Origin of the sequence: Thalassotalea euphylliae (assembly GCF_003390375.1) — a bacterium.
In the GTDB taxonomy this organism is placed as follows: domain Bacteria; phylum Pseudomonadota; class Gammaproteobacteria; order Enterobacterales; family Alteromonadaceae; genus Thalassotalea_F; species Thalassotalea_F euphylliae_A.
Genome location: NZ_QUOT01000001.1, coordinates 2,142,984 through 2,167,823, shown reverse-complemented (window position 1 = coordinate 2,167,823; position 24,840 = coordinate 2,142,984). Strand labels below are relative to the sequence as shown.

The following is a 24,840-nucleotide window of genomic DNA, read 5'->3' as shown; positions in this document are numbered from 1 at the left end:
GCAGTTTGTAGTTGATACGTCAGCTTCATGGTCGATATTTTAATCAATCGTATGCCTGTTTACTATACCATTGCCATGCTAAAAGAAGGCATGATAAAGAAAGCGGGCATACGAAAGATTAATCAAGATCAATTAAATGCTTAATCCTGGGCTTAATGTTGCAGGCATCACCACCTTGTCAGCTTCAACAGAAGCAACAGGGTACGCACAGTAGTCTGCTGCGTAGTATGCCGATGCACGGTGGTTACCGCTATCACCAATACCACCGAAAGGTGCCGCGCCGCTGGCGCCGGTGATTTGCTTATTCCAGTTCACAATACCGGCACGAATGCGAGCGAAGAAGTAATCGTAGTCGTCTTTGCTGTCGGCAAGTAGACCCGCTGACAAACCAAAGCTCGTGTTGTTAGCTTCTACAATCGCTGCATCAAAATCTGTGTAGCGGAACACTTTCAATAGTGGGCCAAAGTGCTCTTCATCTGGTAATGCATCAATCGCAGTAACGTCAATAATACCCGGTGAAACAAAACCTGTGTCAGCTTCTAAGTGCTTCAATTCAACTAGGCTGTTACCGCCCAATTCAACTAATTGTGCTTGCGCTGCCACTAAACCTTGTGCCGCTTTGGCTGAAATCATTGAACCAATAAATGGTTGTTCTTCGGCATCGAAATGACCAATTTTGATATTCTTTGTCACTTCAACTAATTTGGCAATAATAGCATCGCCTTGAGCATCGTTTTTAATGAATAAACGACGGGCACAAGTACAGCGTTGACCTGTGGTGATAAAGGCTGACTGAATAATCTCGTGCACTGCACCATCAACATCAGCAACGTCTTTAACTATAAGCGGGTTATTACCACCCATCTCTAACGCTAAGATTTTACCTGGCTGGCCACCAAATTGTTCGTGTAGCAATTTACCTGTGGTTGACGAGCCAGTGAAGAATAGGCCGTCAATTTGTGGGTGACTTGCTAGCGCTTTACCGGTCTCTAATTCACCTTGTACTAGGTTAATCACACCCGCTGGTAAGCCTGCTTTTTCCCAAAGTTTTAACGTGAACTCAGCTACTTTCGGGGTTAATTCACTTGGCTTAAATACCACAGTGTTACCTGCGATTAGCGCTGGCACAATGTGGCCATTTGGTAAGTGACCTGGGAAGTTGTATGGGCCAAATACCGCAACAACGCCGTGTGGCTTATGGCGAATAAATGCTTTTGCGCCTGGCATTGGGTTTTCAACGGTACCCGTGCGCTCGTGGTAAGATTTTAATGATAGGCCAATTTTACCCATCATTGCCGCCGCTTCTGTGCGAGTTTCCCACAATGGCTTACCAGTTTCTTCAGCAATAGTACGCGCCATTGCTTCTTTGTTTTCTTCTAACTGCTTGCCGTACGCTTCAATTACCGCGATACGGTCTTCTAAGCTTCGCATTGACCAGCTAGTAAATGCTGTGCGAGCGGTTTTAATCGCTTCATCTACTTGCGTTGCAGTAGCTGTGTTACCTTGCCAAATGACTTCATTTTTTGCAGGGTTAAGCGAGGTAACTTCATGGCCTTGGCCAGCTTGCCATTGACCATTGATAAATTGAATTGCTTGCGTCATATGTATTTCTCTATGTTCTTGCTGTCGGTATCACTCTGCAATGTCGTAAGCAGAGCGACCATAAAGCAATAAGCTTAGTTAGCGACGATACGTACCCAGTCGCCTTCACCGATATTTAAGGCATCAGCAACCGCGTGGTTTATCACCACTTGATTAGCCGTTTCTCTAACCGAAGCATGCGCTTGTGTGGCACGAAAATCTTTCACCTTGGTATTACAGATAATGTAGTTCGTGGTTTCATCAACATCGCCAAAGATCACTTGATACTTTCGGCTTTCGTTAACGGTTCGAATGCTACCTTTGGTCGCTTCAACCGTTGGGCCGGCATCAAAGATGTCAACGTAGCCACGACGAGCAAAACCTTCAGCTTCCAGTAAGCGTAACGCTGGAACAGTTTTGTCATGTACCTTATTGATCACTTGCTGAGCGTCTTTGCTCAGTAGGTTGACGTAAATTGGGTACTTCGGCATTAACTCAGCAATAAAAACTTTCTTGCCAATACCCGTTAGATAATCTGCGGTTGGAAAATCCATCGAGAAGAAGTGTTCTTCTAACCATGCCCAAAATGGTGAGCGGCCATCATCGTCAGACACGCCGCGCATTTCGGCAATTACCGTGTCAGAGAAGCGTTCGCTGTGCTCTGCCATAAACAAGAAGCGGAAGCGTGATAGGAAACGGCCGTTATTGTTCTTGCGGTGCGACTCACTTAAAAACAAGGTACAAATTTCAGAAGCACCAGTGTAGTCGTTACACAATGACAAGGTTTCGACGGTATTGTAAATGCCGAGCTCACGTGAGTTGTGAACCACTTTGCCTAAATGGTAGTGATAAAATGCATCTTCTAAGCCGACTGCCGCTTCGATGCCGCTAGTACCGACAACTTGACCTGTTTCGGTATCTTCCATGACGAACAAATAGCCTTCATTACCCGGCTGAGTAACCTGACTATCAAATGAACTTACCGAATGATTAATACGATTGGTGAGCAGTTCTTCGTTAACAGGGAGTGATGTAAAACCGTGTCCTGATTCGACGGCGATGCGATGCAAAGCATCATAATCGCTAGTTTGAATAGGGCGTATAATAATCATAAATCTGTCTCTGTAGAGAAATAACGCTTGCTGCTTTATTAAAATTAAGCTTCGGCAAGCGTTATTTAGTTGGCTTATTTTACTGGTTAAGTTTAACTGTTTGATTTAGCGCCTAAGCTTATGTACTTGGTTTATGTGCTTGGCTAAGGCGCTTAGCTTAATAGCTTAGTTCAGCTCGGTTGATTACTGAGCTAATTTTGCTACTGCTTTTTCAAAACGTGCTAAACCTTCAGCAATATCGGCATCAGGAATAATTAGCGACGGTGCAAAACGAACAATGCTAGCGCCAGCTACTAAGGTCATTACACCTTCTTCCATCGCAGCAACTAAGAAGTCTTTTGCACGGCCTTGGTATGCTTCAGTTAGCACGGCACCAACTAATAAACCTTTACCACGGATTTCTTGGAAAACATTGTACTTTTCGTTGATTGCCTTTAAACCATCAAAGTAAAGTTTTTCTTTTGCTTTTACGCCGTCTAAAACCGCTTGGTCGTTAACGGTATCGAATGCTGCTTCACCAACTGCACATGCTAATGGGTTACCGCCGTATGTGCTGCCGTGGGTACCGATTTTAAGGTGCTTAGCAATCTCAGTTGTCGTTAGCATAGCGCCGATTGGGAAACCGCCACCTAGTGCTTTGGCTGACGTTAAAATGTCAGGTGTTACACCTAAGCCCATGTATGCATATAGTTCACCAGTACGGCCAACACCTGTTTGCACTTCATCGAAAATTAATAGTGCATTGTGCTGGTTACAAAGCTCACGTACACCTTCAACAAATTCTTGTGTTGGTGAAACAATACCGCCTTCACCTTGCAGTGGTTCCATCATTACTGCACAAGTTTTGTCAGAGATTAGCTCTTTGAATGACTCTAGGTTGTTGTACTCAGCGTGTACGACATCACCTGGCTTAGGACCAAAGCCGTCAGAGTATGCTGCTTGACCACCAACGGTTACCGTGAAGAAAGTACGGCCGTGGAAACCTTGTTTGAATGAGATAATTTGTGACTTTTCTGCGCCAAAGTTATCTAGTGCCCAACGACGTGCAAGTTTTAATGCCGCTTCGTTAGATTCAGCACCTGAGTTTGCGAAGTAGATTTTTTCAGCGAACGTGCTGTCTACCATTTTTTTCGCTAAACGCAGTGCTGGCTCGTTGGTCATTACGTTTGATAAGTGCCAGATTTTCTCGCCTTGCTCTTTTAATGCACCAACTAGTGCAGGGTGGCAATGGCCTAAACAGTTCACCGCGATACCGCCAGCGAAATCGATAAATTCTTTACCTTCTTGATCCCAAACTCGAGAGCCTTCACCGCGTACTGGAATTACTGCTGATGGTGAGTAGTTTGGCACCATAACATCGTCAAATAACGCGCGGTCGACAGGAAAATGGTTCGACATTTTAATCTCCTCTACTTGTGGGCTTGTCTAATTAGTTTTTGCTCAGCTTTTTACGCTGAAAGGGCAAAATTAAGACCGACAGTATGGCAGAAAAATTCATCAATGTCTTGTTTGAGAAGGTTGCAAGGCCAGTAAATTCAAGGCTTGTAGGGATTTATGCATCAAGAGTGCATAACTATTTTAGTCGCCCAAATGCGGTGATTCCTAGGCGTTCAAGGGAGGCAAAACGCTGTTGGCTAGAATTGCCTTATGAGCTGAGTTCATAACTAATCAAAAAAAAATCTGTGCAATTATCGTCAAAACGAGTGAAACCTTGATGGTAAATTCACCAATAAAGGGTGGAATGATTATCACTTAGCACTTTTCACTTTAAAAGGAAGTAGTAAGCAAACGTTAGGGGAGAAGCATTTACCCACAAGTGTAATCGGAAAAGGTGATTAAGGCCGTTAGGCGTTAGCTTAACTGAAGTTCAGTTTAAGATGATTGATATCGGTTTTCTTAAGCAACGCAATATCTGCCGGCGTTATTTTCGCAACAGACAATAATTGTTTTGCTTCGTCATTATTGATCAGTTCATCTTTCGCTAAGGTGCGAAACATTACGTAAGCCTTTGCTTTCGTTACCAACTGTGCCAGTTCACTCATTGCCGAGGTGGTACGAGCGAAAGCTAGGTCGAATAATGGTTCGGTAATCGGCAGGCGGTCAAACTTCATTTGTTCAATTAGATCTGCACCTACCATATAACTGCGCGTGCACAGCTGCTCTAGCAATAGCTCAGGTGATTGCTCTAGACTGACCAGCGCGTCATGCAATCGCTTATCGCGATTATCGTAAGCATCTTTAATTTCTCGGTTATACGAGTCACTAAATTTTTCAAGAAAACAGCGGGTGACAGCGAGTGTGCCAACATTGGATAACATGCCCGCGGTAAAGGCGCGATACCAGTCTACCCCTTGCGCTTCGCCTAATGCTCTAGTCGCTAAGGCAACTGATAAACTATCGTTCCACAATTTGCGTTTCATCAGCGGGTAAGGCGCTGTGCTAAGCGGTAACCAGTGCTTTAAAATAAAGGTTGGCATCACCAACTTTAAGTTTTCTAAACCAATATAGCTAACGGCCAAATTGGCTTGTGTAACTTTTACGTCTGCATTTTTGCGATACTGTGGTTTATTGACTAGGTTAATTGCTTCTTCAGCCAACCAATGCAAGCTGCTAACCAGCGGGGTAACGCGATTAAGTGAGGCTGCGCGCAATGAGAGAATTTCCAGAATGGCTGGCGCGGCATCTTCAATGGCCAGAAAGCTCTGGTAAAAATTTTCTTTTTGTTCGAACTCAGTGTTAATCTCGCCAGCAACTTTGGTAAAGAACTTATTCATTACTTGATTGCGAAAATGTTGCTCACCGTGCTCTTTTATTGCCTTTTCTTGTTTTGCTTGTTCTTCAACTTCGAGTAATTCACGACGACGATGTGCTTGTTCACTGTCTTGGTGACTAAAAGTCACTAGGGTACCAGTTTGCTGCTGGGCAAATTCTTTCTTGATACACAGGCTAATATAGCGCTGATAAAGTACCCAAGTGGTGTCGTGTTGTTCAAAAAGCTGCATGAAGAGTAATTATTATTTTGGCTTACTGGCGATTATAGTTGTTTTTTATATCGACTAAGGCAATAAATTCATGAGGAATTTATGTTAGACGCGTCATTCTCTACGGTATTTTGCCAAGAAATTATTCAGGAGTATATGGCCTTGCTCGGTTAATATTGACTCGGGATGAAATTGCACGCTAGCAATTGGTAAGGTTTGATGCTCTAACGCCATGATTTCCTCAAACTCGCCGGTAGGGTATGTTGTCCATGCTGTGACTTGCAGTTCACTAGGCAGTGATTGGCGATTAACAATCAGAGAATGGTAGCGGGTGACTTCCAGTGGCTGATTGAGATCTTGAAATAAACCCGAACCCAAATGGCTAATATGACTCGTTTTACCGTGCATAACTTGTCGTGCACGTTCCACTTTAGCGCCAAAGTGTTGTGCAATACATTGATGCCCTAAACATACGCCTAGAATGGGGATAATTCCGGCAAAATGTGCGATAGCCGCCAGTGAAATCCCCGCTTTGTCGGGATCGCAAGGGCCAGGGGAAACCACTAAATATTGAGGGGCTAATGCTTCGATGTCGGCAATAGTAACTTCATCATTACGAACCACTTTTACCTCTTGCCCGAGCGATTGAAAATAATGTACGAGGTTAAAGGTAAAAGAATCATAATTGTCGATCATTAACAGCACAGAAAAACCTCGTTATAACGCTCAATGGTAAAAGCTGCGCTATTTTAAACGTAATTCAGCGTTTGATGCGAGTGCCTATGATACTTCGCATAAATATTGGAATGCTCAGTTTGTGATAAATGGCTTTGCTGTAATGCGCTATTCAGCGCCTTATTTTGTGCTGGATTGGTAGTAGTCAGTCTGCTGTCGATTCGTTGCTACATTGCTGTTTGGCAAAAAAGTAGTGGGGCAACCTAAAGAGAACCTTATCGACATGAATGATTAGTACGCTAAAGCAGCGCACCAATCATTGGGATCTTATCTCACAAAGCGAATAATGCTTTTAGGGAAGAAAATAGCGTTAGTAAGCCACGCTGTAACTTAGGGTAAACGTTGTTCCTTGGGCGTTGTAACTGTCTCTAAAAGCAAAATCACGTACTAAGCTTTCGATCTGATCAAGTGCTGGGTTTGGTGGCAGATCAATTTGCCCGTAAACACTACCACTTCCTTGCTGGGCATAAGTTGGCAAGTAAACGCGATCAAATAGGTTTTTAATGCCTAACTTAAAATCACCCATATCGGTGTTGTAATACATCGACAGATCAACCGTTGTATAGCCCTCGACTCCTGCACCATAGTATTGGTAGCCTTCAAACGTGCCAAAAGCACCATTTTGTGGGATGGCTAAATTAATTCGCTCGCCAGCACCGCGTGAACCAATGTGATTAATTTGAATATTAGCGCCTAGCTTGTCGGTTAGCTCTAAGTTAGCGTAAAGGGTCGCTTTAAACGGGCTTAAACGCGAGTGGTTGAGATCAATCCAGCCGCTTGTTGGATGGCGATACTCTCCTTCGCTGTGACTCAAGGTGCCGCCGATATCTAAGGAGTCGGTGAAACTGTAGGCGTAGCTAAACTCTGCACCGTATGTGCGCTCATCGCGGGTCACTAAGGCATCAATAGCATCAGGATTAAACGTTTGGCTTAAATCATAAGTGAGTCTTGGGTCGACTTGCTGAAGCGATGCGTAAATCACTTGGTCGGTAATATCAACATAGCTTTGCGCATGCTCAGCTTCGGTGTAGTAAAGGCTTAAATCAAAGCTAAAAGCGTTAATTTGCCCACGTAAACCAAATTCATAGTTGTCGGCTTCTACGGGCTGAAGTGCTTGGCGGTAGTTATCAACATCGTTAACGTTAATTGACCTTAATCGGCGTAGGTCTCCTAGGCCGTATCCTTGTGAAAATGAGCCATAAACTTCGGTATCTGTGAAGCGGTAAACAGCACCGACATTAAACACAGTTTTGTTATAGCTTAATTCGCCGCCATCAATTTGCTGGCCAAAGAAAGGGGCGTCACCGTAGCGACCTGTCGCCACATAGCTTGGCACATCCAAGTCAAAATTTTCATAACGTGCACCGACTTGCACCATAAAGTTGTCAAAATTGAACTGGTACTCTGCAAAGGGTGCTAAGTTGGTTTGTTCAACATCGCAAATTTCACAAACCCCACGACTACTGTGCTGAGTTGTTTCATCAATTTGATAATCGATACCGTAAGTAAACACATCTTGCGCACGTGGCAGTGATAAAGGTTGTGCAGCGAAGCGCAAGGCGAATTTATCAGACTCAACTTTGACTGTGTTCGCCTGTGTATTCTCACTGTTGGCGACACTAAGCTCAATATTGACTTTGTGGTTGGATAATCTTTGATGATTAAACTCAAGTTGCAGATACTGGTTTTCGCTATAAGGTGCATCTCCAGTAAATGGCTTGGTTGGATCTACTACGACAACATCGTCAAAGATAGTTTTGCGGCCAAAGCTCAATTCATTTTCCAGTTTGCGGTAATGAGTATTGAGGGCTAAATCGGCGTCTTGGTTAAATTGGTAAGTGAATTTCAATAGACCATCAATATCTTTTAGTTCGCCTAAACCTCCTCTACCCGCGGGATCGGAAGGGATTTGGTTACCATTGCCATCAAAAATTTCACCACTGTCACGCCAATTCAACTGGCCAAGATATGAGAACTGATCGACAGTGCCAGAGATACGCTGGTTAAATTGATAACCATGTGAATCTGAATTATGAATTGAACCGTCAAACTTAACTTGGCTCCAAAATTCAACGTTTTGATCACTGGCTTGGTGAGTGACTAGATTAATAATACCTGCCGATTCACCATTGCCATAAACTGCGCTGGCACCATGAATCACTTCAATGCGAGTAATGTTTTCAACTGATATCGAGGCTAGTACGCGGCTGGTTTCACGCAAAGAATTAGACACGACAATGCCATCGATCATCACGATTGATTTGCGACCACGAAACCCTTGATAAGTACTCGACAGCATTTGTGTTTCGGGGCTGTAGCTGGGCACTAAGTTAGCAAGTAGTGACGAAACATCGGCACTAACCGCTGCTTGTATCTGAATTTCTGCTTGGCTGATTAATTGCACGGTACCTGGTAAAGATGAAACGGGTACTTCAAAAGGTTTAGCGGTAATTTCTATCACTTCGATGTCTGAAGGCTGAGTTGCCGCTATGCTGGTTGCTGAAAAAAGAGAGATCATTGCTAGTGAAATAGTATTGAGATTAAGTGTTTTCACAATATTCCTTTTAATGCTTATTATCCGAGGGGAAAGCGAGGATTAATTCAGTTCACTAACTGGTGCAGTAATCCGTCACGTACTTGTTGTTAAATGATAATTAGTATCATTCGCGAATAATGTTACTCGATTCCACCTAAATTAATGTAAATAAGTGTAAATATGATGTTAATGAGTAGTTTGTGGTTCTTGAGGTCTAAGCGTTGGTTAATACCCTTGATACCAAGTGAATCTTGAGGTTAGGTATTGTCGGCGTAAGACGCTCGTTAACGGAAGATTACAGAGACTTTTAAAGCAGGCGGTTAACTAAGTTTAAGCAATTAGTTTTCTGACAAGTTACCAAAACGCTGATAAAAAGCGGCGAGTTGCACTTGCGCTTGCGCCAGCGAAATTGGCTGAAAACGCACAGGGTGATTCGGCTTTAATTGGGCGAGACGAAACAGATCGGTTTTCATCACGTTGCCGATACTTGGGTAGCCGCCGATGGTCTGCCTATCTTTCATTAACACAATCCATTGTTCTGCGCTTGGTAGCTGAATTTGACCATAAGTGACTGGTTTGGAAATTGTGCCTGCGCTGTCACCCAAAGCTTGGTATGCAGATTGGCTGTTAGTTGATGTGTTCACAAATCCTTGGCCATTAAGGCGATAACCCATTTTGTTTGAGCTGATATCAATCGTGAATACTTGGTTAAGCAATTCGTCTTGCTGTTCATCCATTAAGTGTTGCCATGTTTGGTTTGGTATAAATCTGGCGATAAAAGGTTGCTCTTGCTCACTCATCAGCCCTTGATGCGGATAAAAGGTTGAATAGCTGCGCTGATTTTTGACAGGTTGAGCCGCTATCTTAGCAGTAACTTGAGAATCAACTTGTTGAGCAAGGTCAGGTTCGGCTTTAGCAGATGGCTGAGCGGCAAAATACTCACTCACTATTGGTGCATTAAGTTTAGGTACCGCACTTTCAAACCATGGGCTAATAGCAAAACCGCCTTTGATACTCAGGTAGGCGTAATTACCTTGCTTAAGTGGCGCAATAGTCAGGGTATCTCCTGCTTGAATGCCGAGCCTTTGCCACACTGGCTTGGCTTCATTATTTAACGTGAGTGGCTGTTCATCACCAACAGCTGCGACCACGAGCTCGCATGTTTGATGGAATACGATTTCAACATCACCGAGTAGTATTTCCAGTGCCGCTTCAAAGCAGGCATTACCTAGTAATTGGTTGGCTGTCATCAACGCATATTCATCAGCAGCACCAGATGGGCTTACGCCATACTGGCTGCAATGTTTGCGCCCTAAGTCTTGCAAACTAACGCGAGCTGCGCCTTTGTTGATTGTCAGTAATGGCTTGTCTAGTAGTTGCGAGTGCAGTAGTGGCGTGTGCTGTTGACTGCTATTCGCGCTAAGGCTCTTTTCTGGCGGTGAAGTATTTAATGTTGAGTTGGTGAGATCCTCGCTTAATGGACTAGCTATTGACTCTTGTGCTTTTGCTAGCGTACCGCCAAGTGCAATAAATTCAGCGCGGTCAATTGGCGTGAAGCGAACACTATCTCCCACTTTGATAACACTTTCGATGCCGGTATCCGTCACTTGATAAAGCGGCACGGGACATTGCCCGATAATATGCCAGCCTCCTGGAGTTGTATCTGGGTATACCGCAGTTTGTTCACCTGCAATGGCAACTGCACCTGCTGGCATTTGTTTGCGAGGGATCGCTTTTCTGGGCAGTTGCAGTTGCGAGTCTAGGCTGGCGAGATAGGCAAAGCCCGGCGTAAACCCTAGGGCATAGGCATAATAGTCAGGTTCACTGTGTTTGGCGATTATCGCCTGTTGGCTTAGTCCCGTGGTTTGCATCACCTCGGTTAAGTCCCAACCGGCTTGCTCGTCATAGTATGTGGGAATACTAATTTGCTTACCCGCTAGTGGTTTATCATCGGCACTTGCTGGATTTGCATGCTCCGGTGCAGTGGCGCAGCCTTCTGCATGGTTAGCCAATGCTTGTTCGAACAGTGTTTGAAGTTGATTAGCAGAGAGCAGAGGGTAGCGGTAGTAAATCAGTAGTGAGTTAAAGCTTACTAACGTGTCGGAAATAAACTGACTTAGTTCAATGGTTAAATGTTGCTGAGCTTTGATAATTTGTCTGTGTTGCTGACGACACACTTTTTCCGGCCAACGCAATAGCAAAGTGTCTTCACTGATAAAATCGAATTCGATTGCGCTGATATTCATTAATTCAATCCTATAAAGTGATTTTATACTTGGCTAACAAAAGCCTAATAAAGCTTGTAGTAAAAGGGTTGTGAGGCTAGTTAATGCTCGCTAACTTGCTGGCAATTTCTAATGCGTTGTCTGTATCAGAATGCACACAAATGGTGTCAACTTGCAGTGTTAACGGTTTGCCATTAATACTGAGTAGTTGACCTGTTGCCGCTAGCTGCTTAATTCTTTTGTGAGCTTGCTCAGCATCTGTAATGACCGCATTGGCTTCACTACGTGGCACCAACAAGCCATTGTCTTGATAATGGCGGTCGGCAAACGCTTCAAAACGCAATGTTAGCTGGAATTGCTCAGCAATTGTTTGCCATTTTGATGTATCAGGTAAGGCTTGTATCACCAACACTAAGTTTTGGTCGAACTGGCTGATAGCTCGGCAGATAGCTGTAAATAGGGCGATATCGCGCATCATATCGTTGTAGAGTGCGCCGTGTGGTTTAATAAATGCCAAGCTTGTATTATTGACCTGACAGATGCCTTGCAACGCCCCTAGTTGATAGTGCAAGTGGGCGATAAGCTCTGCTGACGTCATCGCCATTGAGCGACGACCAAAGCCTTGTAAATCTGGGTAACTCGGATGCGCACCAATACTGACTTGATGCTTCACTGCCAAAGCGACCGTTTGTTGCATAACCAAAGGATCACCAGCGTGAAAACCACAAGCAATATTTGCCTCGTCAATTAATGGCATAACTGCCTCATCTCGGCCCATCGTCCACTGGCCGAAACTTTCCCCTAAATCACAGTTAAGCTTAATTTTTTTCACGCTGAGTTTGCATCGCTATCATTGGTTTCTTGGTTATACCGCAATTCATCATTTGGTGCGACAATTTGTCACATTCTCATATCAGCCTACGGACATTAAAATAAGGCCAATAAAGCGATCGACTAGCCAGTGTTATTTTGGGCATAGCTAACACTTAGCTAGCAGCTAGCTAGTGATGTTATGCAAACTTGCAATACGCCGGTGGCTTGATTAGCCTCTGGCTTTAGTTGATAGATTACCTAATTGAAGGCACAAGTGATTTCTGCTCTTTTTTCATGGAACACTCCGCACCATGTTCCGAACTATGTTCCAAACAAAGTTCCGCAAAAAACCTCATGGTTTTTTCTACCTTGGCTACTTTGGTTGACCTGCCTAGTAGCCATTTTTTTCTTTGGAGATGCGACCAATCCTATGGTTTGGGGAATCTGCGCTGGCTATGCATTGTTATTGGCGTTAATGACTCGATACTTAGATGTTCGCGAGCTAGCGGCGCAAAGCCAATCTGATCTTATTAATCACCTATGGTCGTTGTTCCCTTTTGTGCTCGATTTATGTTTTTACGGTGTGTTGCTGCAAATGCATGGCGGTGCAAGTAATGCAGGCGTTTTTGTACTTTATTTGCCAGTAATTGTTGCTGCCATGGAGATGAAGCGGCGCATTGCTTGGCTGGTCGCTGTCTTGGCAATTGCCATATATACCGGCTTAATGCTGCAAGGGCATGCTGCTCATTTTGAACACTTATCGGAAAGTTTTACCAATCATTTGTCTGGTATGTGGCTGACTTTTGTTATCTCCACCTTATTGATGACTTGGTTTGTTACCCAGCAACGGCAAGCGATTATTAGCCAGCAAAAACAAATTCTAAAACTGCGTGAGCGGCAGTTAAGAGATGAGCAAATATTGTCAGTGGCAACCATGGGGGCGAATACCACGCATCGTTTGGCAACGCCGTTATCGACGGCACGCTTGCTAGTTGATGAACTCAAGGAAAATCAAGCGTATGAGCAGGGATTAGTGGACGAGCTCAGTGCTCAAATTCATGTTTGTCACCAAACTGTACATACCATTGCCCAGCAAGTACGTAGCCATCAATCAGCCAATATGAAACTGGTCGCAATTGATGACTTTATTGAGCAGACTTTGCAATATTGGTGGATTAGCCGCAACGATATTCGCTATCAACTCAATGTTGCACCTGAGTGCGTGAACTATGTGTTATCCACCGACTTTAATCTGCAAATGTCACTGACCAATTTATTGGAAAATGCCGCCTATGCTAGCCTTGCTAATCAGCAGGATGAAATCACCATTGATGTGAGTGTCAGCGCTCAGCAAGTGGTGATAAATATTGATGATCAAGGACAAGGCATAGATCCCAAACTCTTGTCACAATTAGGGCAAGTGAAGGTTGCCAGTAAATCACAAGGTATGGGCATGGGGCTGGCGTTAGCCAATGCCACCATTGAACGATTTGCTGGACAATTACAGTTATTTAATTTACCCAGCGGCTCACGTAGCCAAGTGACTTTACCTTGTCAGGCGTTGGCCCTTGGCCATTGAGCATTGGTCACTGATGAGGTTCTATTTTTTCAATCATAAACTCCGCAGGGTAACGAAAAAGGCAAGTGTTTGAAATTATTACTATTAGAAGATGATGTTGCCTTTGCGGGAGTATTAGCACGCCAGCTAACGCGCAAAGGGTTTGAGGTCGAGCATATCGACCAGCTTGATGCCTTACTACCTACCTGCCAGCGTTGGCAGCCAGATGCGGTGGTTTTGGATATGAACTTAGGCAGTGAGTCATCACTGCCAATGATCACCCAAGTACGCGCTGCTTTACCGAATAGTAAAATCATTTTGGTAACAGGCTATGCCAGTATTGCTACAACAGTAACCGCGATAAAATCAGGCGCAGATGATTACCTGCCCAAACCAATTGAGCTTAGCTCGCTTTTGGCGGTGTTAGGTTTGATGAATGACCAGCTTTGTTTGGATAATCTGCCTAATCCAGCGCAAACCTTAACCTCACCTGAGCGCATTGAGTGGGAGTATATTCAACGTGTGCTACAAGAAAACCAAGGTAATGTCTCGGCAACTGCGCGCCAATTGAATATGCATCGTCGAACCTTGCAGCGTAAGCTGGTCAAAAAGCCGGTAAATAGTTGATAGATTTCTATGCGATTAACGCACTAAACCCCGCATTTAACGATTTCTTTAAATCTTGTGGCGCTATGCCAATTTCTAAGCCGCGACGACCGGCACTGACATAAACTTTCGCTTGCTGTTCAGCGCTGCTATCAATAAAGGTTGGTAGGCGCTTTTTCTGTCCAAGTGGGCTAACACCGCCAAGTACATAACCTGTGGTGCGCTGCACTTTCTCAGGATCTGCCATCACGGCTTTTTTTGCTTTTGCTGCTTTGGCGATGAGTTTTAGGCTAAGTTTTTCACTCACTGGGATAATGGCGACGACCAGTTGCCCTTGGTCGGTTTCCACCACTAAGGTTTTAAATACGCTTTCGGCGGGAAGTTGTAGTTTTTCAACCGCTTCCATCCCGTACGAGCTGGCATTGGCATCATGTTGATATTCTAAAAGCTCAAACGCCAGTTTTTGGCGTTTGGCAAAGGTAACTGCTGGGGTCATATGTTGGTTACTATACTTTTAACGCTATAAATGGGTCGCTAACTACTTTCTTGGCGCTTTACTGATGACAATATCGGTTTTTGGCACGCAGCTACAGGCAAGAATATAGCCTTGCTCTTGCTCGCCCGGCATTAAACCATCGGTGGCGAGCTGGCGCACTTCTCCGCTGTCCAGTTTTACTTTGCAGCTACCACACATACCGCCGCGACAAGAGTAAGACATAATTAGCCCAGCCGCTTCACCCTGATCTAATACGGATTCCTTGGTGTTACCTACGACAGCTTTATCCCATGACTCGAAGCGAATATTGACTTGTGCAGCCGCTGCTTCAGCCAATGACTCCGTTGCAGGTTTTTTATCGGTCGGACGTTTGCCAAAACTTTCAAAATGAAATTGTGACTCTGGCAAACCGGCGGCCATTAGCAATGCTTTGGCACTGTCTCTAAACCCTTGCGGGCCACAGATCATAGCATCAAGGTTCGCAATGTCTGGGATCACTGCCAGCATGTCAGCGCTTAGGTGTCCTTGAAAGTCTTGCCATTGGGGCTGGGCCGATTGCGTCAAGGTACAGTGTAATTTGCAGTTACCGTGTTGCTTGGCTAACGCCGTGACTTCATCCATGGCAATTAAGTCTTTTTCACTGCGGGCGCTATGGAAAAATATCACTTCACGGTTATCGCATTGGTCGGTTAGCGTTTTTAGCATCGACAACATAGGGGTAATACCAGAGCCTGCACTCAGTAATAAAATCCGTTGCTGGCTGATGTTGCCTAAGTGAAACTTGCCATTCGGTGCTTTGGCCTGAATTTCATCGCCAACATTAAAGTGATCGTGCAAAAAGTTGGAGACTTTGCCATTAGGTACACGTTTAACGGTGATGGTTAAGCTCTGGTTGCGCGTTGGCGACGAGCTTAGCGTGTAAATGGCATTAACTTGTTTCCCTTCAATGGTTAGTTTAAATGGCAAATGTTGACCCGCTTGGTAGTGGGCAAAGTTATCCGGCAGTTGGCCATTATTTGCAATAGCAAAAACAAAGGTTTTAACATCATGGGTTTCTTCGTAAATATGCTGACAAACCAAGCTTGCTTGTTCTGGATTCGTAGCTTGTTCTGCCATAGTTGCTGACTGCGCTACTTGATTGTTATCACTGGTTTGTTTTTTTGAGCTGGTGCGGCTGACAGGTTTCACGTTGACGAAATCAGGGGCTGATTGGCGATCTAAAACAGTGACTTGATCACCAAAACGAATTTGCCCTTGATTAAGCGGAATTAAGTTTTGACCAAATAACACATCGCCTTTGGCTATTTGGCGATAGCTTTTTAATGTCGCTAATGGCTCTAACTGACTGTGTTTTTCACCTGTATCTGGATCGACCGTAGTAAACACACAACGGGTGCAGGGTTTGGTTAGCTCAAATTCTACTTCACCAATGCGGATATGACGCCAAGTATCTTCTGCAAATGGCTCACAGTCTTGCACAACAATATTGGGGCGGAATTGGCGCATCGAAATTGGCTGCTTTAAGCGACTATTTAAGTCATCAAGCGAGGCTTGCGAGATTAATAGCAAAGGGTAACCGTCGGCAAAGGCGACCGGATTGGTGGTGTTTTTTACCTGACGATTAGATTGCTCACCGAAGAACAATAAGTGACAAGGTTGCCCTAAAAACTGACTAAACCAATGGTCAACACTTTCATGACTGCGCTGGCCTAAAGTCGTATCGCCCCACACAGTAACATGTTGGTATTCGTCAAGACACTGGCTATATCGCACTGCTAACAAGGGCATGTCTGGCGCGGTTAGCATCAGGCCATCTGGCGTTAAGTTAGCTTGCACTAAACATAATTTTGGCTGGGTGCGGGCGGTAATAAATTGGCCATTTTGATCGCAAATTACAAAGCGACGGTCGTAAGGTAAACCAATTGGGTCAACCCAACTGGATGATAACTGAATACCTGCCGTTGATTTTATCGGATACACGCTGATTTGTTGCAAGTGTGCCATTGCGCTTGTCTACTCCTATTTGTTGCTCGCGTTTGCTTTAGTCTTGCTAATTCGAAACCTAACAAATGAAACCCTAAAGAATGAACCCGAAAGCCTACGCGCTATTATTTCCATAAATCTTGGTCAATTAGCCACAATAAAGCAATGACAAATCTATGAAATTCTTTGTGAATACTAGATTGAACACAACTAAGTGGATTAGCGGATAATAGGGTGAAGTATTCAATTGCTTGCCAGTCAGGTATATTGTCGGCTAATTGCAGTTAGATGAAAATTATCAACAAACAAATGAAGCACGTACATATTCTTGGCATTTGCGGCACTTTTATGGGCGGTATCGCCGCCATTGCAAAGCAACTGGGCTTTCGCGTCTCAGGTTGTGACGCCAACGTTTACCCTCCAATGAGTACTCAATTGGAAGCCTTAGGTATTGAATTGATGCAAGGGTATGACATTGCTCACTTGAGTGATGAGCCAGATATGGTGATTGTTGGTAACGCCATGGCGCGCGGCAACCCTATGGTGGAATATGTACTCGATCGCAATATACCCTATACCTCTGGCCCACAATGGCTGTTAGAGAATGTGTTAAAAGATCGTTGGGTGCTAGCGGTATCAGGTACGCACGGTAAAACCACAACCAGCAGTATGCTGACTTGGATTTTAGAATATGCCCATATGAAACCGGGCTATTTAATTGGCGGTGTGCCGCAAAATTTTGAGGTGTCAGCACGCTTAGGTGATGCGCCATTTTTCGTGATTGAAGCTGACGAATACGACACAGCCTTTTTCGACAAGCGCTCTAAGTTTGTTCACTATCGCCCAAGAACGCTGGTGATCAACAATATGGAATTTGATCATGCGGATATTTTTAATGATATCAGTGATATTCAGCGTCAATTCCATCATTTAATTCGTATGGTGCCAAGTAATGGCTTGGTATTATCGCCAGCCAATGAAACTTACATTAACGAAACCCTAGAACAAGGCTGCTGGACGCCAACCGAACAAGCCCACGGTTGTGCACAATCAGAAGAGAAAAGTGCTGGCTGGCAAGCAATAAAATTAGCGGAAGATGGCAGTGAATTTGAAGTCTACTTTAATGGCGAGCTGCAAGGCACTGTGCGCTGGTCACTGATTGGCGACTTTAATATCGACAATGCGCTGATGGCGATTGGTGCGGCGCGCCATGCAGGTGTGCCAAGTCATATCGCAATTGAAGCACTGGCAGAATATATCAATACTAAGCGCCGTTTAGAGCTGCGCGGTACTATCAATAACATCAAAGTCTATGACGATTTTGCTCACCATCCGACGGCAATTGCCAAAACCCTGAGTGCCATGCGCGCCCACGTTGCCAGCCATGACAATAAGGGTCGAGTGCTAGCGGTGCTGGAGCCGAGATCTAACACCATGAAAAGTGGTGTACATAAAGACACTTTGGGTAAATCTCTTGCTCAAGCAGATGAAGTCTACATTTTCCAAGGGGAAAAGGTGCAATGGTCAGTGGCAGATATCGCTGAGCAATGCCAGCAAACTTGTATTGCCGAGGCTGATATTGATGTGCTGGTAGCAAAAGTTACAGCAGCGGCACAGCCAGCAGATCATATTGTCGTGATGAGCAATGGTGGCTTTGGCGGTTTTCATAACAAACTCCTTGCAGCATTAAGCCAAAAGCACGAGCACAACGTAGAGCTTGCAGCAAAGAAAACGAATGAAAGGTTGAAACAGGTTTAATGACAGAACAATTTAATACAATCGCGAAGGCTCAACATAAGGGCTTTGATAGCGCCGTTACTGTCGCCATTACTGGTGCATCCGGTGCTTGCTATGCATTACGATTAATTGAATGTTTAGTAGCTGCTAATAAGCAAGTGTATGTCTTGATGTCGAGCGCGGCGCGTGTCGTGTTTGATACGGAAGTTGGCCTAAAACTGCCGGGCTCACCAGAAGCGCAAAGTGCGTTTTGGTGCCAGCATTTTAATGCTCAGCCGGAGCAAGTAATCGCCTTTGGTAAAGAGCAGTGGTTTTCGCCAGTCGCCTCTGGCTCTGCCGCGCCCAAACAAATGGTGGTATGCCCGTGTTCTACTGGTACGCTATCGGCAATTAGCCAAGGCATGAGCGATAACTTAATTGAGCGCGCAGCGGATGTGGTGATTAAAGAGCGCGGTCAGCTAATTTTAGTGCCACGCGAAACGCCATTTTCAACCATACATTTGCGCAATATGCTGAGCTTATCTGAATTGGGGGCGACTGTAATGCCCGCCGCACCGGGTTTTTATCATCAACCCGAGTCCATTAGTGATTTGGTGGATTTTATGGTCGGTAGAATATTGGATCACTTAGGTATTGACCAAAAAATTATGCCACGCTGGGGTTATCAACCTTGAGTAAAGCAACCTTAAGCAAGCTAGCCTTTGGCAAGGGCATTTGTATTAGGTTTAATGCTGCCCCTAAAATTGGGTAGTAAAATTTACTTTACTCTTAGTTAAAGAATACAACCGCAAAAATATTCCTATTTATCGCAAAAACCTTATCTTTTTGCAGCCGCTGTGCTTAAGTTAGTGGCTGCACTGCAATTTCAAACTAATAACGTTTATAAAAACAGGTTACTCCAACATGTCTAAACGATTTTCTAGCCGCTTGATGGGTCAATCAAGTGCGTATAGCGCAAACAAACTTTCGGCGATTGCCTTGGCCGTCGGTATGGCGTTCTCGTCAACCGCCTTTGCTACTGACACAAAAGCAGACGAGAGCAAGTGGTCAGTTAACGATCCACAAGGCCAGTTTACTTCCACCAAAATCAGTGTTGACCAAGGTACTTGGATGAACATTGATATCAGCCCTGATGGCAAAACCCTTGCCTTCGATTTATTGGGTGATATCTACACCATGCCAATTTCTGGCGGTAAAGCGACGCCATTGATGACAGATATTGCGTGGCAAATGCAGCCGCGTTTTAGCCCGGACGGCAAGCATATTGCTTACACCTCAGATGAAGACGGTGGCGATAATTTATGGATCATGAATGCCGATGGCTCTAGCGGTAAAGCAATCACCACAGAGACTTTCCGTTTATTAAACAGCCCAGCATGGTCGCCAGATGGTAACTATTTAGTCGGCCGTAAGCACTACACTGGCGCACGTTCACTGGGTGCAGGTGAAGTATGGCTTTACCACAAAACTGGCGGCCAAGGGGTGATGCTAACCAAGCGCCCAAATCAGCAAAAAGATTTAGGCGAGCCAGCATTTTCACCTGATGGCAAATACGTTTACTTCTCACAAGATGAAACACCGGGCAAAACTTTCCATTACTCGAAAGATTCAGAAAAAGGCATTTATAAAATTAAGCGCCTTGAACTGGAAACTGGTGAGATTGAAGTCATTCTTTCTGGTCGCGGCGGCGCGATTCGCCCAACACCGTCACCTGATGGTCGCTATTTAGCGTTTGTCAGCCGAGATGATTTCCAATCTAAGCTGTACTTGTACGATCTACAAAGTGGTGAACAAACGCTGGTTTATGACGACTTAGAGCGTGATATGCAGGAAACGTGGGCGATCCACGGTGTTTACCCAACCATGGCGTGGACGCCAGATAACAAGCACATAGTATTCTGGGCAAACGGTAAAATTAACAAGCTAGATATTGCGAAAAAATCTGCCAGCGTTATTCCATTTAACGTGGAAACTGAGAAAAAACTACAAACCGCTGTACGCTTTGAACAAACCATTGAGCAAGATGAATTCGACGTAAAAATGTTGCGCGATGTGGAAATTTCACCAGACGGCCGCCGCGCTGTCTTTGAAGCCATGGGACATATTTATACGCGCAGCCTGCCAAACGGTAAGCCGAAGCGTTTAACCAAGCAAAGCGAGCATTTCGAATACAACCCAAGCTTCTCACGCGATGGTAAGAAAATTGTTTACGTGACTTGGGATGATAACGACCTAGGTCAAATTCGTGTCGCGTCAAGCCGTGGCGGCAAAGGTAAAGTGATCACCAAAGCGCCGGGTAAATACGTTGAGCCTAGCTTCTCACCTGACGGTAAAACTGTGGTTTATCGCAAAGTTTCGGGTGGTTTTATTACAAACCCTGTTTGGGGCTTAAATCCTGGCATTTACGCTGTATCTAGTAAAGGTGGTGAGCCTAAGTTAGTGACTGAAAACGGTTTACAACCGCACTTTGGTAAGCGCAATGATCGCGTTTACGTGGTACGTAACGGCGAGAAAACCCAGCTGGCGCGCATCGACTTGGACGGTCAGCACGACACCACGCTATACCAAGGCAAGTTTGCCACAGAATACAAGGTATCACCTGATGGCGAGCACGTGGCGTTTGCGGAGCGCTTTAAAGTGTTTGTCACGCCTTACATCGAGCGTGGCGATGTTATTGATACTGGGCCGAAAGCTAGTAATTTACCAGTGAAAAAGCTATCCATGCGCGCTGGTGAAGGTATTAGCTGGGGTGCAAAATCAAACGAGCTGTATTGGAGCTTAGGTGCTGATTTATATCAAACCAAGGTGACGGGTTTATTTGATATTGCTGATAAGTCAGATGCAGATAACAAATTAGAACCGAAGCAAACTTATTTAGGCTTTAAGCACAAAGTCGATAAGCCATCCGGTACGGTTGCTTTTGTAGGCGGCAAAGTGGTGACCATGGAAGGTGATCAAGTGATCGACAATGGTGTGGTTATCGTTGAAGGCAACACCATCAAAGCGGTTGGCGCTCAAGCGGACGTTGCGATTCCAAGTGGCGCGAAAGTAGTTGATATCACAGGCAAGTCAATTATGCCGGGCTTAATTGATGCTCATGCTCATGGCCCACAAGGTCTGGAAGAAATCATTCCACAGCAAAACTGGAAGAACTACGCGGGCCTTGCCTTGGGTGTGACAACAATCCATGACCCGTCGAACGATACCACTGAGTTCTTTGCAGCGAGTGAAATGCAAAAAGCGGGCGATATTGTTGCGGCACGTTTATATTCAACAGGTACGATTTTATACGGTGCAACCGTTGCGGGTTACACCTCGCATGTTGATAGCTTAGACGATGCCAAATTCCACGTTGAACGCTTGAAAAAAGCCGGTGCCTTTAGCGTGAAAAGTTACAACCAACCACGTCGTAACCAACGTCAGCAGTTTATTCAAGCAGCGCGTGAGTTAGAGGTGATGGTAATGCCAGAAGGCGGCTCGCTATTACAGCATAACTTAACCATGTTGGTTGATGGTCATACGACGCTAGAGCACTCGATCCCAACTGAACATGTTTACGACGATATTAAACAGTTGTGGTCGGCTTCAGGCATGGCGTACACACCGACTATGGGCGTCGCGTATGGCGGTATTTGGGGCGAAAACTTCTGGTACGATAAAACTGAGGTGTGGAAGCATCCGCGCTTAAGCCAATATGTGCCGTCTGAGTTTTTAGATCCTCGTTCAATGCGTCGTCCAACTGCGCCGCATCATCACTATAATCACATGAATGTCGCGCGCGTTGCCAAAGAAATGCAAGATCTTGGCGTCGAGGTTAACTCAGGCGGTCATGGTCAACGTGAAGGTTTAGCCATGCACTGGGAAATGTGGATGATGGCGCAAGGTGGTATGTCGCCGCTGCAAGCGCTGCGCACCGCTACTATGTCGCCAGCGATTACCTTAGGCTTAGATAAGCAGCTAGGCTCGATAAAAGCGGGAAAACTGGCTGACTTGATGATTGTTGATGGCGATATTACCCAAGACATTCGCATTAGTGATCGCGTTACTCATACCATGATTAATGGTCGTTTGTACGATGCGGAAACCATGAATGAAATTGGTAACTACGACAATAAACGGGAGAAGTTCTACTTTGAGCAGTAAAGTGCAACCAAAGTAAACCTTTACCCGCTAGCCTTAACTTAAAATAAGGCAATCTATAAAAACCCGAGCTTGTCTCGGGTTTTTTACGTACTTTTTATCTGATTGTTACGTGCTGAAGCCAATCCTTATCTAGACTAAATAAATACTTGTTAACACAATAGTCTGGTAATCATTGGCTTATCTTCTAGACAGTCTATTGTTTTTAAAAGTAAATTATTCACTAAGAAAAACTACACTCTGTTGATTTGAGTTGCGATAAAAAGAGGTCACTTATTAACTTGCCGCATTCTTTACCTGCACTATTAGCAGGGCCGATATTACGTGATTGTCACCAGCATCAATTTACCTTGTGGTTGGCCACTAAGGCTGCTTATCGATTTCATCTCGAATTAACTTATGATCAAGGTGAGGATACACAAGTGCTATTCTCACAGCAGTTAACAGTAGAGCAATATCACCAGATACCTGTGGGCCAGCAATGTTTTATCAATGTGATTGATATTAAGCTGGCGCAGCCACTGCCTACCAATGCGCTTATTCATTATGACTTAAAGCTGGTATCTGATGACTGCGAGGTTGTTTTCTCATTAGGCAAAGATCTGCCAGAGCTTTGCTATAAAGTACAAAAAGAGCCAGACCAGAGCTATACCGATCAGGGAAGTGCCAATCAGCATAGGCCAAGTTTTGCCATTAAACCGGATATTCGCCGTTTATATCATGGCTCATGTCGCAAGCCGCATTTTGCTGGCAAAGACAGCTTAGTCGAGCTGGATAACCAACTCGCAAATAGCGAATTTTCTGCCGAGCAGCGACCGTCTCTACTAATGCTCAGTGGCGACCAAGTGTATATCGATGATGTTGCAGGCCCCATGTTAATCGCCATTCATCAGTTGATCGAAAAACTGGGTTTATTTGATGAATCATGGCAGCTTGCGAGTGACCATTGCCAAGCTAGTCGTTTTAGCAGAGTTAAGAATAACGATAGAGTTAAGAGTAGCGATAAAGAAGAACATAGTATTCATAACAGCGAGCAGCTTTTTCATCATCCGCTTGGCTATTATCAACGTGAACAATTACTGCCACATAGCAAAGCCAGTACAGGGTGGAAACGACGTTTATTTGGTGCGCGGCGTTTACCGATTTTTAGTTCAGTTAATGCCAAAAACCACTTAGTCACGTTAAGTGAAATGCTCGCCATGTATTTACTTACGTGGTCGCCAACGCTATGGGCATTAGTGGATATTCCTAAGCAGCCGCCGACTAATATTCCCCCTGAAAGCCATCAACTTTACCTTGATGAATTACAGGCGATTGAAGATTTTATCGCCGGCTTAGGCCAAGTTAGGCGAGCGATGGCACATGTGCCTGTGTATATGATCTTCGATGATCACGATATTACTGATGATTGGAACCTCACCCGTGGCTGGGAAGAAGCCGCCTATGGTAATCCGTTTTCCAAACGTATTATAGGTAATGCCTTAGTGGCGTATTACTTATGCCAAGGGCTAGGTAATCAAACCCATCGTCATAGCGAATTAATTGCTCAGCATAATGCTTGGTTTACTGAGCAAGGGGTAAAGCAGTATGATCAGCTGGTCGACACTATGCTGGCGTTTAATCAATGGCATTATCACTTGCCGACCAGCCCAAAAATGCTGGTACTCGATACTCGTACTCAACGCTGGCGCAGCGAGAGCAATGCCGGTAAACCTTCAGGATTAATGGATTGGGAATCGCTAACGGAGTTACAGCAACAACTCATTCACGAGCCGAGTGTGATTTTAGTGTCAGCAGCGCCTATTTATGGTGTGAAGCTTATTGAAACCGTGCAGCGGGTATTTACTTTCTTTGGCAATCCGCTGGCGGTAGATGCTGAGAACTGGATGGCACATCGCGGCACCGCGAATGTAATGCTGAATATCTTCCGTAATCGCAAAACACCGCCACAATTTATTATTCTGTCAGGTGATGTTCATTACTCGTTTGTTTACGATGTTAGCCATCGCTTTATTCGCTCTAGCTCATCGATTGTGCAAATTACCTGTAGCGGTATTAAAAATGCGTTTCCACCGAAGTTACTGCACACTCTTGAGCGGTTAAATTACTACTTGTACGGCAGGTATTCACCACTAAATTGGTTTACCAAGCGTCGCCGAATGCGTATTCGGGTTAGAAGGCCGAACGTTGCGGTTGATAAAACCTTGTATAACGGCTGCGGCATTGGCTTGCTTGAACTCAATGCCGATGCCAGTGAAGTTACCACAAGTTTATTGATTGAAGGTGGTCAGCAGGTTAGTTTCAAGTCGCCAGCTCGCTCAAGCAACGAATGAAACA

The 24,840-nt window shown here is 44.8% G+C and carries 16 protein-coding genes; 6 read left to right on the top strand and 10 right to left on the bottom strand.

Going from position 1 to position 24,840, the window contains the following annotated elements; translation table 11 throughout:
* Positions 1–132: 132 nt before the first annotated feature.
* The 8 genes from astD to DXX94_RS09440 all read right to left on the bottom strand — a co-directional run bounded on the left by astD (position 133) and on the right by DXX94_RS09440 (position 12,002).
* Positions 133–1,602 (bottom strand): succinylglutamate-semialdehyde dehydrogenase, encoded by a 1,470-nt coding sequence (gene astD / locus DXX94_RS09475; protein WP_116015449.1) that lies wholly within the window; start codon positions 1,600–1,602, stop codon positions 133–135.
* A gap of 74 nt (positions 1,603–1,676) precedes the next feature.
* On the bottom strand, positions 1,677–2,693 hold the full coding sequence (astA, locus tag DXX94_RS09470) for an arginine N-succinyltransferase (protein WP_116015447.1): 1,017 nt from the start codon (positions 2,691–2,693) through the stop codon (positions 1,677–1,679).
* A 183-nt stretch (positions 2,694–2,876) separates the two neighbouring features.
* Positions 2,877–4,091 (bottom strand): aspartate aminotransferase family protein, encoded by a 1,215-nt coding sequence (locus DXX94_RS09465; RefSeq protein WP_115998839.1) that lies wholly within the window; start codon positions 4,089–4,091, stop codon positions 2,877–2,879.
* A gap of 458 nt (positions 4,092–4,549) precedes the next feature.
* The gene (locus DXX94_RS09460; RefSeq protein WP_116015445.1) at positions 4,550–5,695 is read right to left on the bottom strand and encodes an HDOD domain-containing protein; all 1,146 of its coding nucleotides are present in this window, start codon (positions 5,693–5,695) and stop codon (positions 4,550–4,552) included.
* 93 nt (positions 5,696–5,788) lie between these two features.
* Positions 5,789–6,379: an anthranilate synthase component II gene (locus DXX94_RS09455; RefSeq protein ID WP_116015443.1), complete on the bottom strand. Its 591-nt coding sequence runs from the start codon at positions 6,377–6,379 to the stop codon at positions 5,789–5,791.
* A 340-nt stretch (positions 6,380–6,719) separates the two neighbouring features.
* A complete protein-coding gene (locus DXX94_RS09450) occupies positions 6,720–8,963 on the bottom strand; it encodes a TonB-dependent receptor (protein ID WP_116015441.1) in 2,244 nt (747 codons plus the stop codon).
* A gap of 320 nt (positions 8,964–9,283) precedes the next feature.
* Entirely contained in the window at positions 9,284–11,191 is a 1,908-nt protein-coding gene (locus DXX94_RS09445; protein WP_116015439.1) for a carboxyltransferase domain-containing protein, read from the bottom strand.
* Between the two features lie 76 nt (positions 11,192–11,267).
* Positions 11,268–12,002, bottom strand: coding sequence for a 5-oxoprolinase subunit PxpA (locus DXX94_RS09440; RefSeq protein WP_309545217.1), 735 nt, complete (start codon positions 12,000–12,002; stop codon positions 11,268–11,270).
* Positions 12,003–12,413: 411 nt separating this feature from the next.
* On the opposite strand from DXX94_RS09440, the gene DXX94_RS09435 reads away from it, so the two are divergent.
* Positions 12,414–13,562 (top strand): sensor histidine kinase, encoded by a 1,149-nt coding sequence (locus tag DXX94_RS09435; RefSeq protein ID WP_116015437.1) that lies wholly within the window; start codon positions 12,414–12,416, stop codon positions 13,560–13,562.
* 69 nt (positions 13,563–13,631) lie between these two features.
* Positions 13,632–14,168, top strand: coding sequence for a response regulator transcription factor (locus tag DXX94_RS09430; protein ID WP_116015435.1), 537 nt, complete (start codon positions 13,632–13,634; stop codon positions 14,166–14,168).
* A gap of 7 nt (positions 14,169–14,175) precedes the next feature.
* On the opposite strand, the gene ybaK is transcribed toward DXX94_RS09430, so the two are convergent.
* A complete protein-coding gene (gene ybaK / locus DXX94_RS09425) occupies positions 14,176–14,643 on the bottom strand; it encodes a Cys-tRNA(Pro) deacylase (RefSeq protein WP_116015433.1) in 468 nt (155 codons plus the stop codon).
* Positions 14,644–14,685: 42 nt separating this feature from the next.
* Entirely contained in the window at positions 14,686–16,647 is a 1,962-nt protein-coding gene (locus tag DXX94_RS09420) for a hybrid-cluster NAD(P)-dependent oxidoreductase (protein WP_116015431.1), read from the bottom strand.
* 267 nt (positions 16,648–16,914) lie between these two features.
* On the opposite strand from DXX94_RS09420, the gene mpl reads away from it, so the two are divergent.
* From mpl to DXX94_RS09400, 4 genes are all read left to right on the top strand, one after another.
* Positions 16,915–18,384: a UDP-N-acetylmuramate:L-alanyl-gamma-D-glutamyl-meso-diaminopimelate ligase gene (gene mpl / locus DXX94_RS09415; protein ID WP_258872138.1), complete on the top strand. Its 1,470-nt coding sequence runs from the start codon at positions 16,915–16,917 to the stop codon at positions 18,382–18,384.
* Positions 18,384–19,037, top strand: coding sequence for a flavin prenyltransferase UbiX (locus tag DXX94_RS09410; protein ID WP_116015429.1), 654 nt, complete (start codon positions 18,384–18,386; stop codon positions 19,035–19,037). The genes mpl and DXX94_RS09410 overlap by 1 nt, the downstream gene beginning before the upstream one ends.
* 256 nt (positions 19,038–19,293) lie before the next feature.
* Positions 19,294–22,506 carry an amidohydrolase family protein gene (locus DXX94_RS09405; RefSeq protein ID WP_374188848.1) on the top strand — a complete coding sequence of 1,071 codons (3,213 nt, stop codon included), beginning with the start codon at positions 19,294–19,296 and terminating at the stop codon, positions 22,504–22,506.
* Positions 22,507–22,784: 278 nt separating this feature from the next.
* Positions 22,785–24,836, top strand: a complete 2,052-nt coding sequence (locus DXX94_RS09400; RefSeq protein WP_258872137.1) for an alkaline phosphatase D family protein — start codon at positions 22,785–22,787, stop codon at positions 24,834–24,836.
* The last annotated feature ends 4 nt before the right edge of the window (positions 24,837–24,840 follow it).

Coding starts and splice junctions, on each gene's coding strand:
- DXX94_RS09445 (WP_116015439.1), bottom strand. CDS start 11,191: ATGAATATCAGCGCAATCGAATTCGATTTTATCAGTGAAGACACTTTG.
- DXX94_RS09465 (WP_115998839.1), bottom strand. CDS start 4,091: ATGTCGAACCATTTTCCTGTCGACCGCGCGTTATTTGACGATGTTATG.
- DXX94_RS09460 (WP_116015445.1), bottom strand. CDS start 5,695: ATGCAGCTTTTTGAACAACACGACACCACTTGGGTACTTTATCAGCGC.
- astD (WP_116015449.1), bottom strand. CDS start 1,602: ATGACGCAAGCAATTCAATTTATCAATGGTCAATGGCAAGCTGGCCAA.
- ybaK (WP_116015433.1), bottom strand. CDS start 14,643: ATGACCCCAGCAGTTACCTTTGCCAAACGCCAAAAACTGGCGTTTGAG.
- DXX94_RS09410 (WP_116015429.1), top strand. CDS start 18,384: ATGACAGAACAATTTAATACAATCGCGAAGGCTCAACATAAGGGCTTT.
- DXX94_RS09435 (WP_116015437.1), top strand. CDS start 12,414: ATGGTTTGGGGAATCTGCGCTGGCTATGCATTGTTATTGGCGTTAATG.
- mpl (WP_258872138.1), top strand. CDS start 16,915: ATGAAAATTATCAACAAACAAATGAAGCACGTACATATTCTTGGCATT.
- astA (WP_116015447.1), bottom strand. CDS start 2,693: ATGATTATTATACGCCCTATTCAAACTAGCGATTATGATGCTTTGCAT.
- DXX94_RS09405 (WP_374188848.1), top strand. CDS start 19,294: ATGGGTCAATCAAGTGCGTATAGCGCAAACAAACTTTCGGCGATTGCC.
- DXX94_RS09420 (WP_116015431.1), bottom strand. CDS start 16,647: ATGGCACACTTGCAACAAATCAGCGTGTATCCGATAAAATCAACGGCA.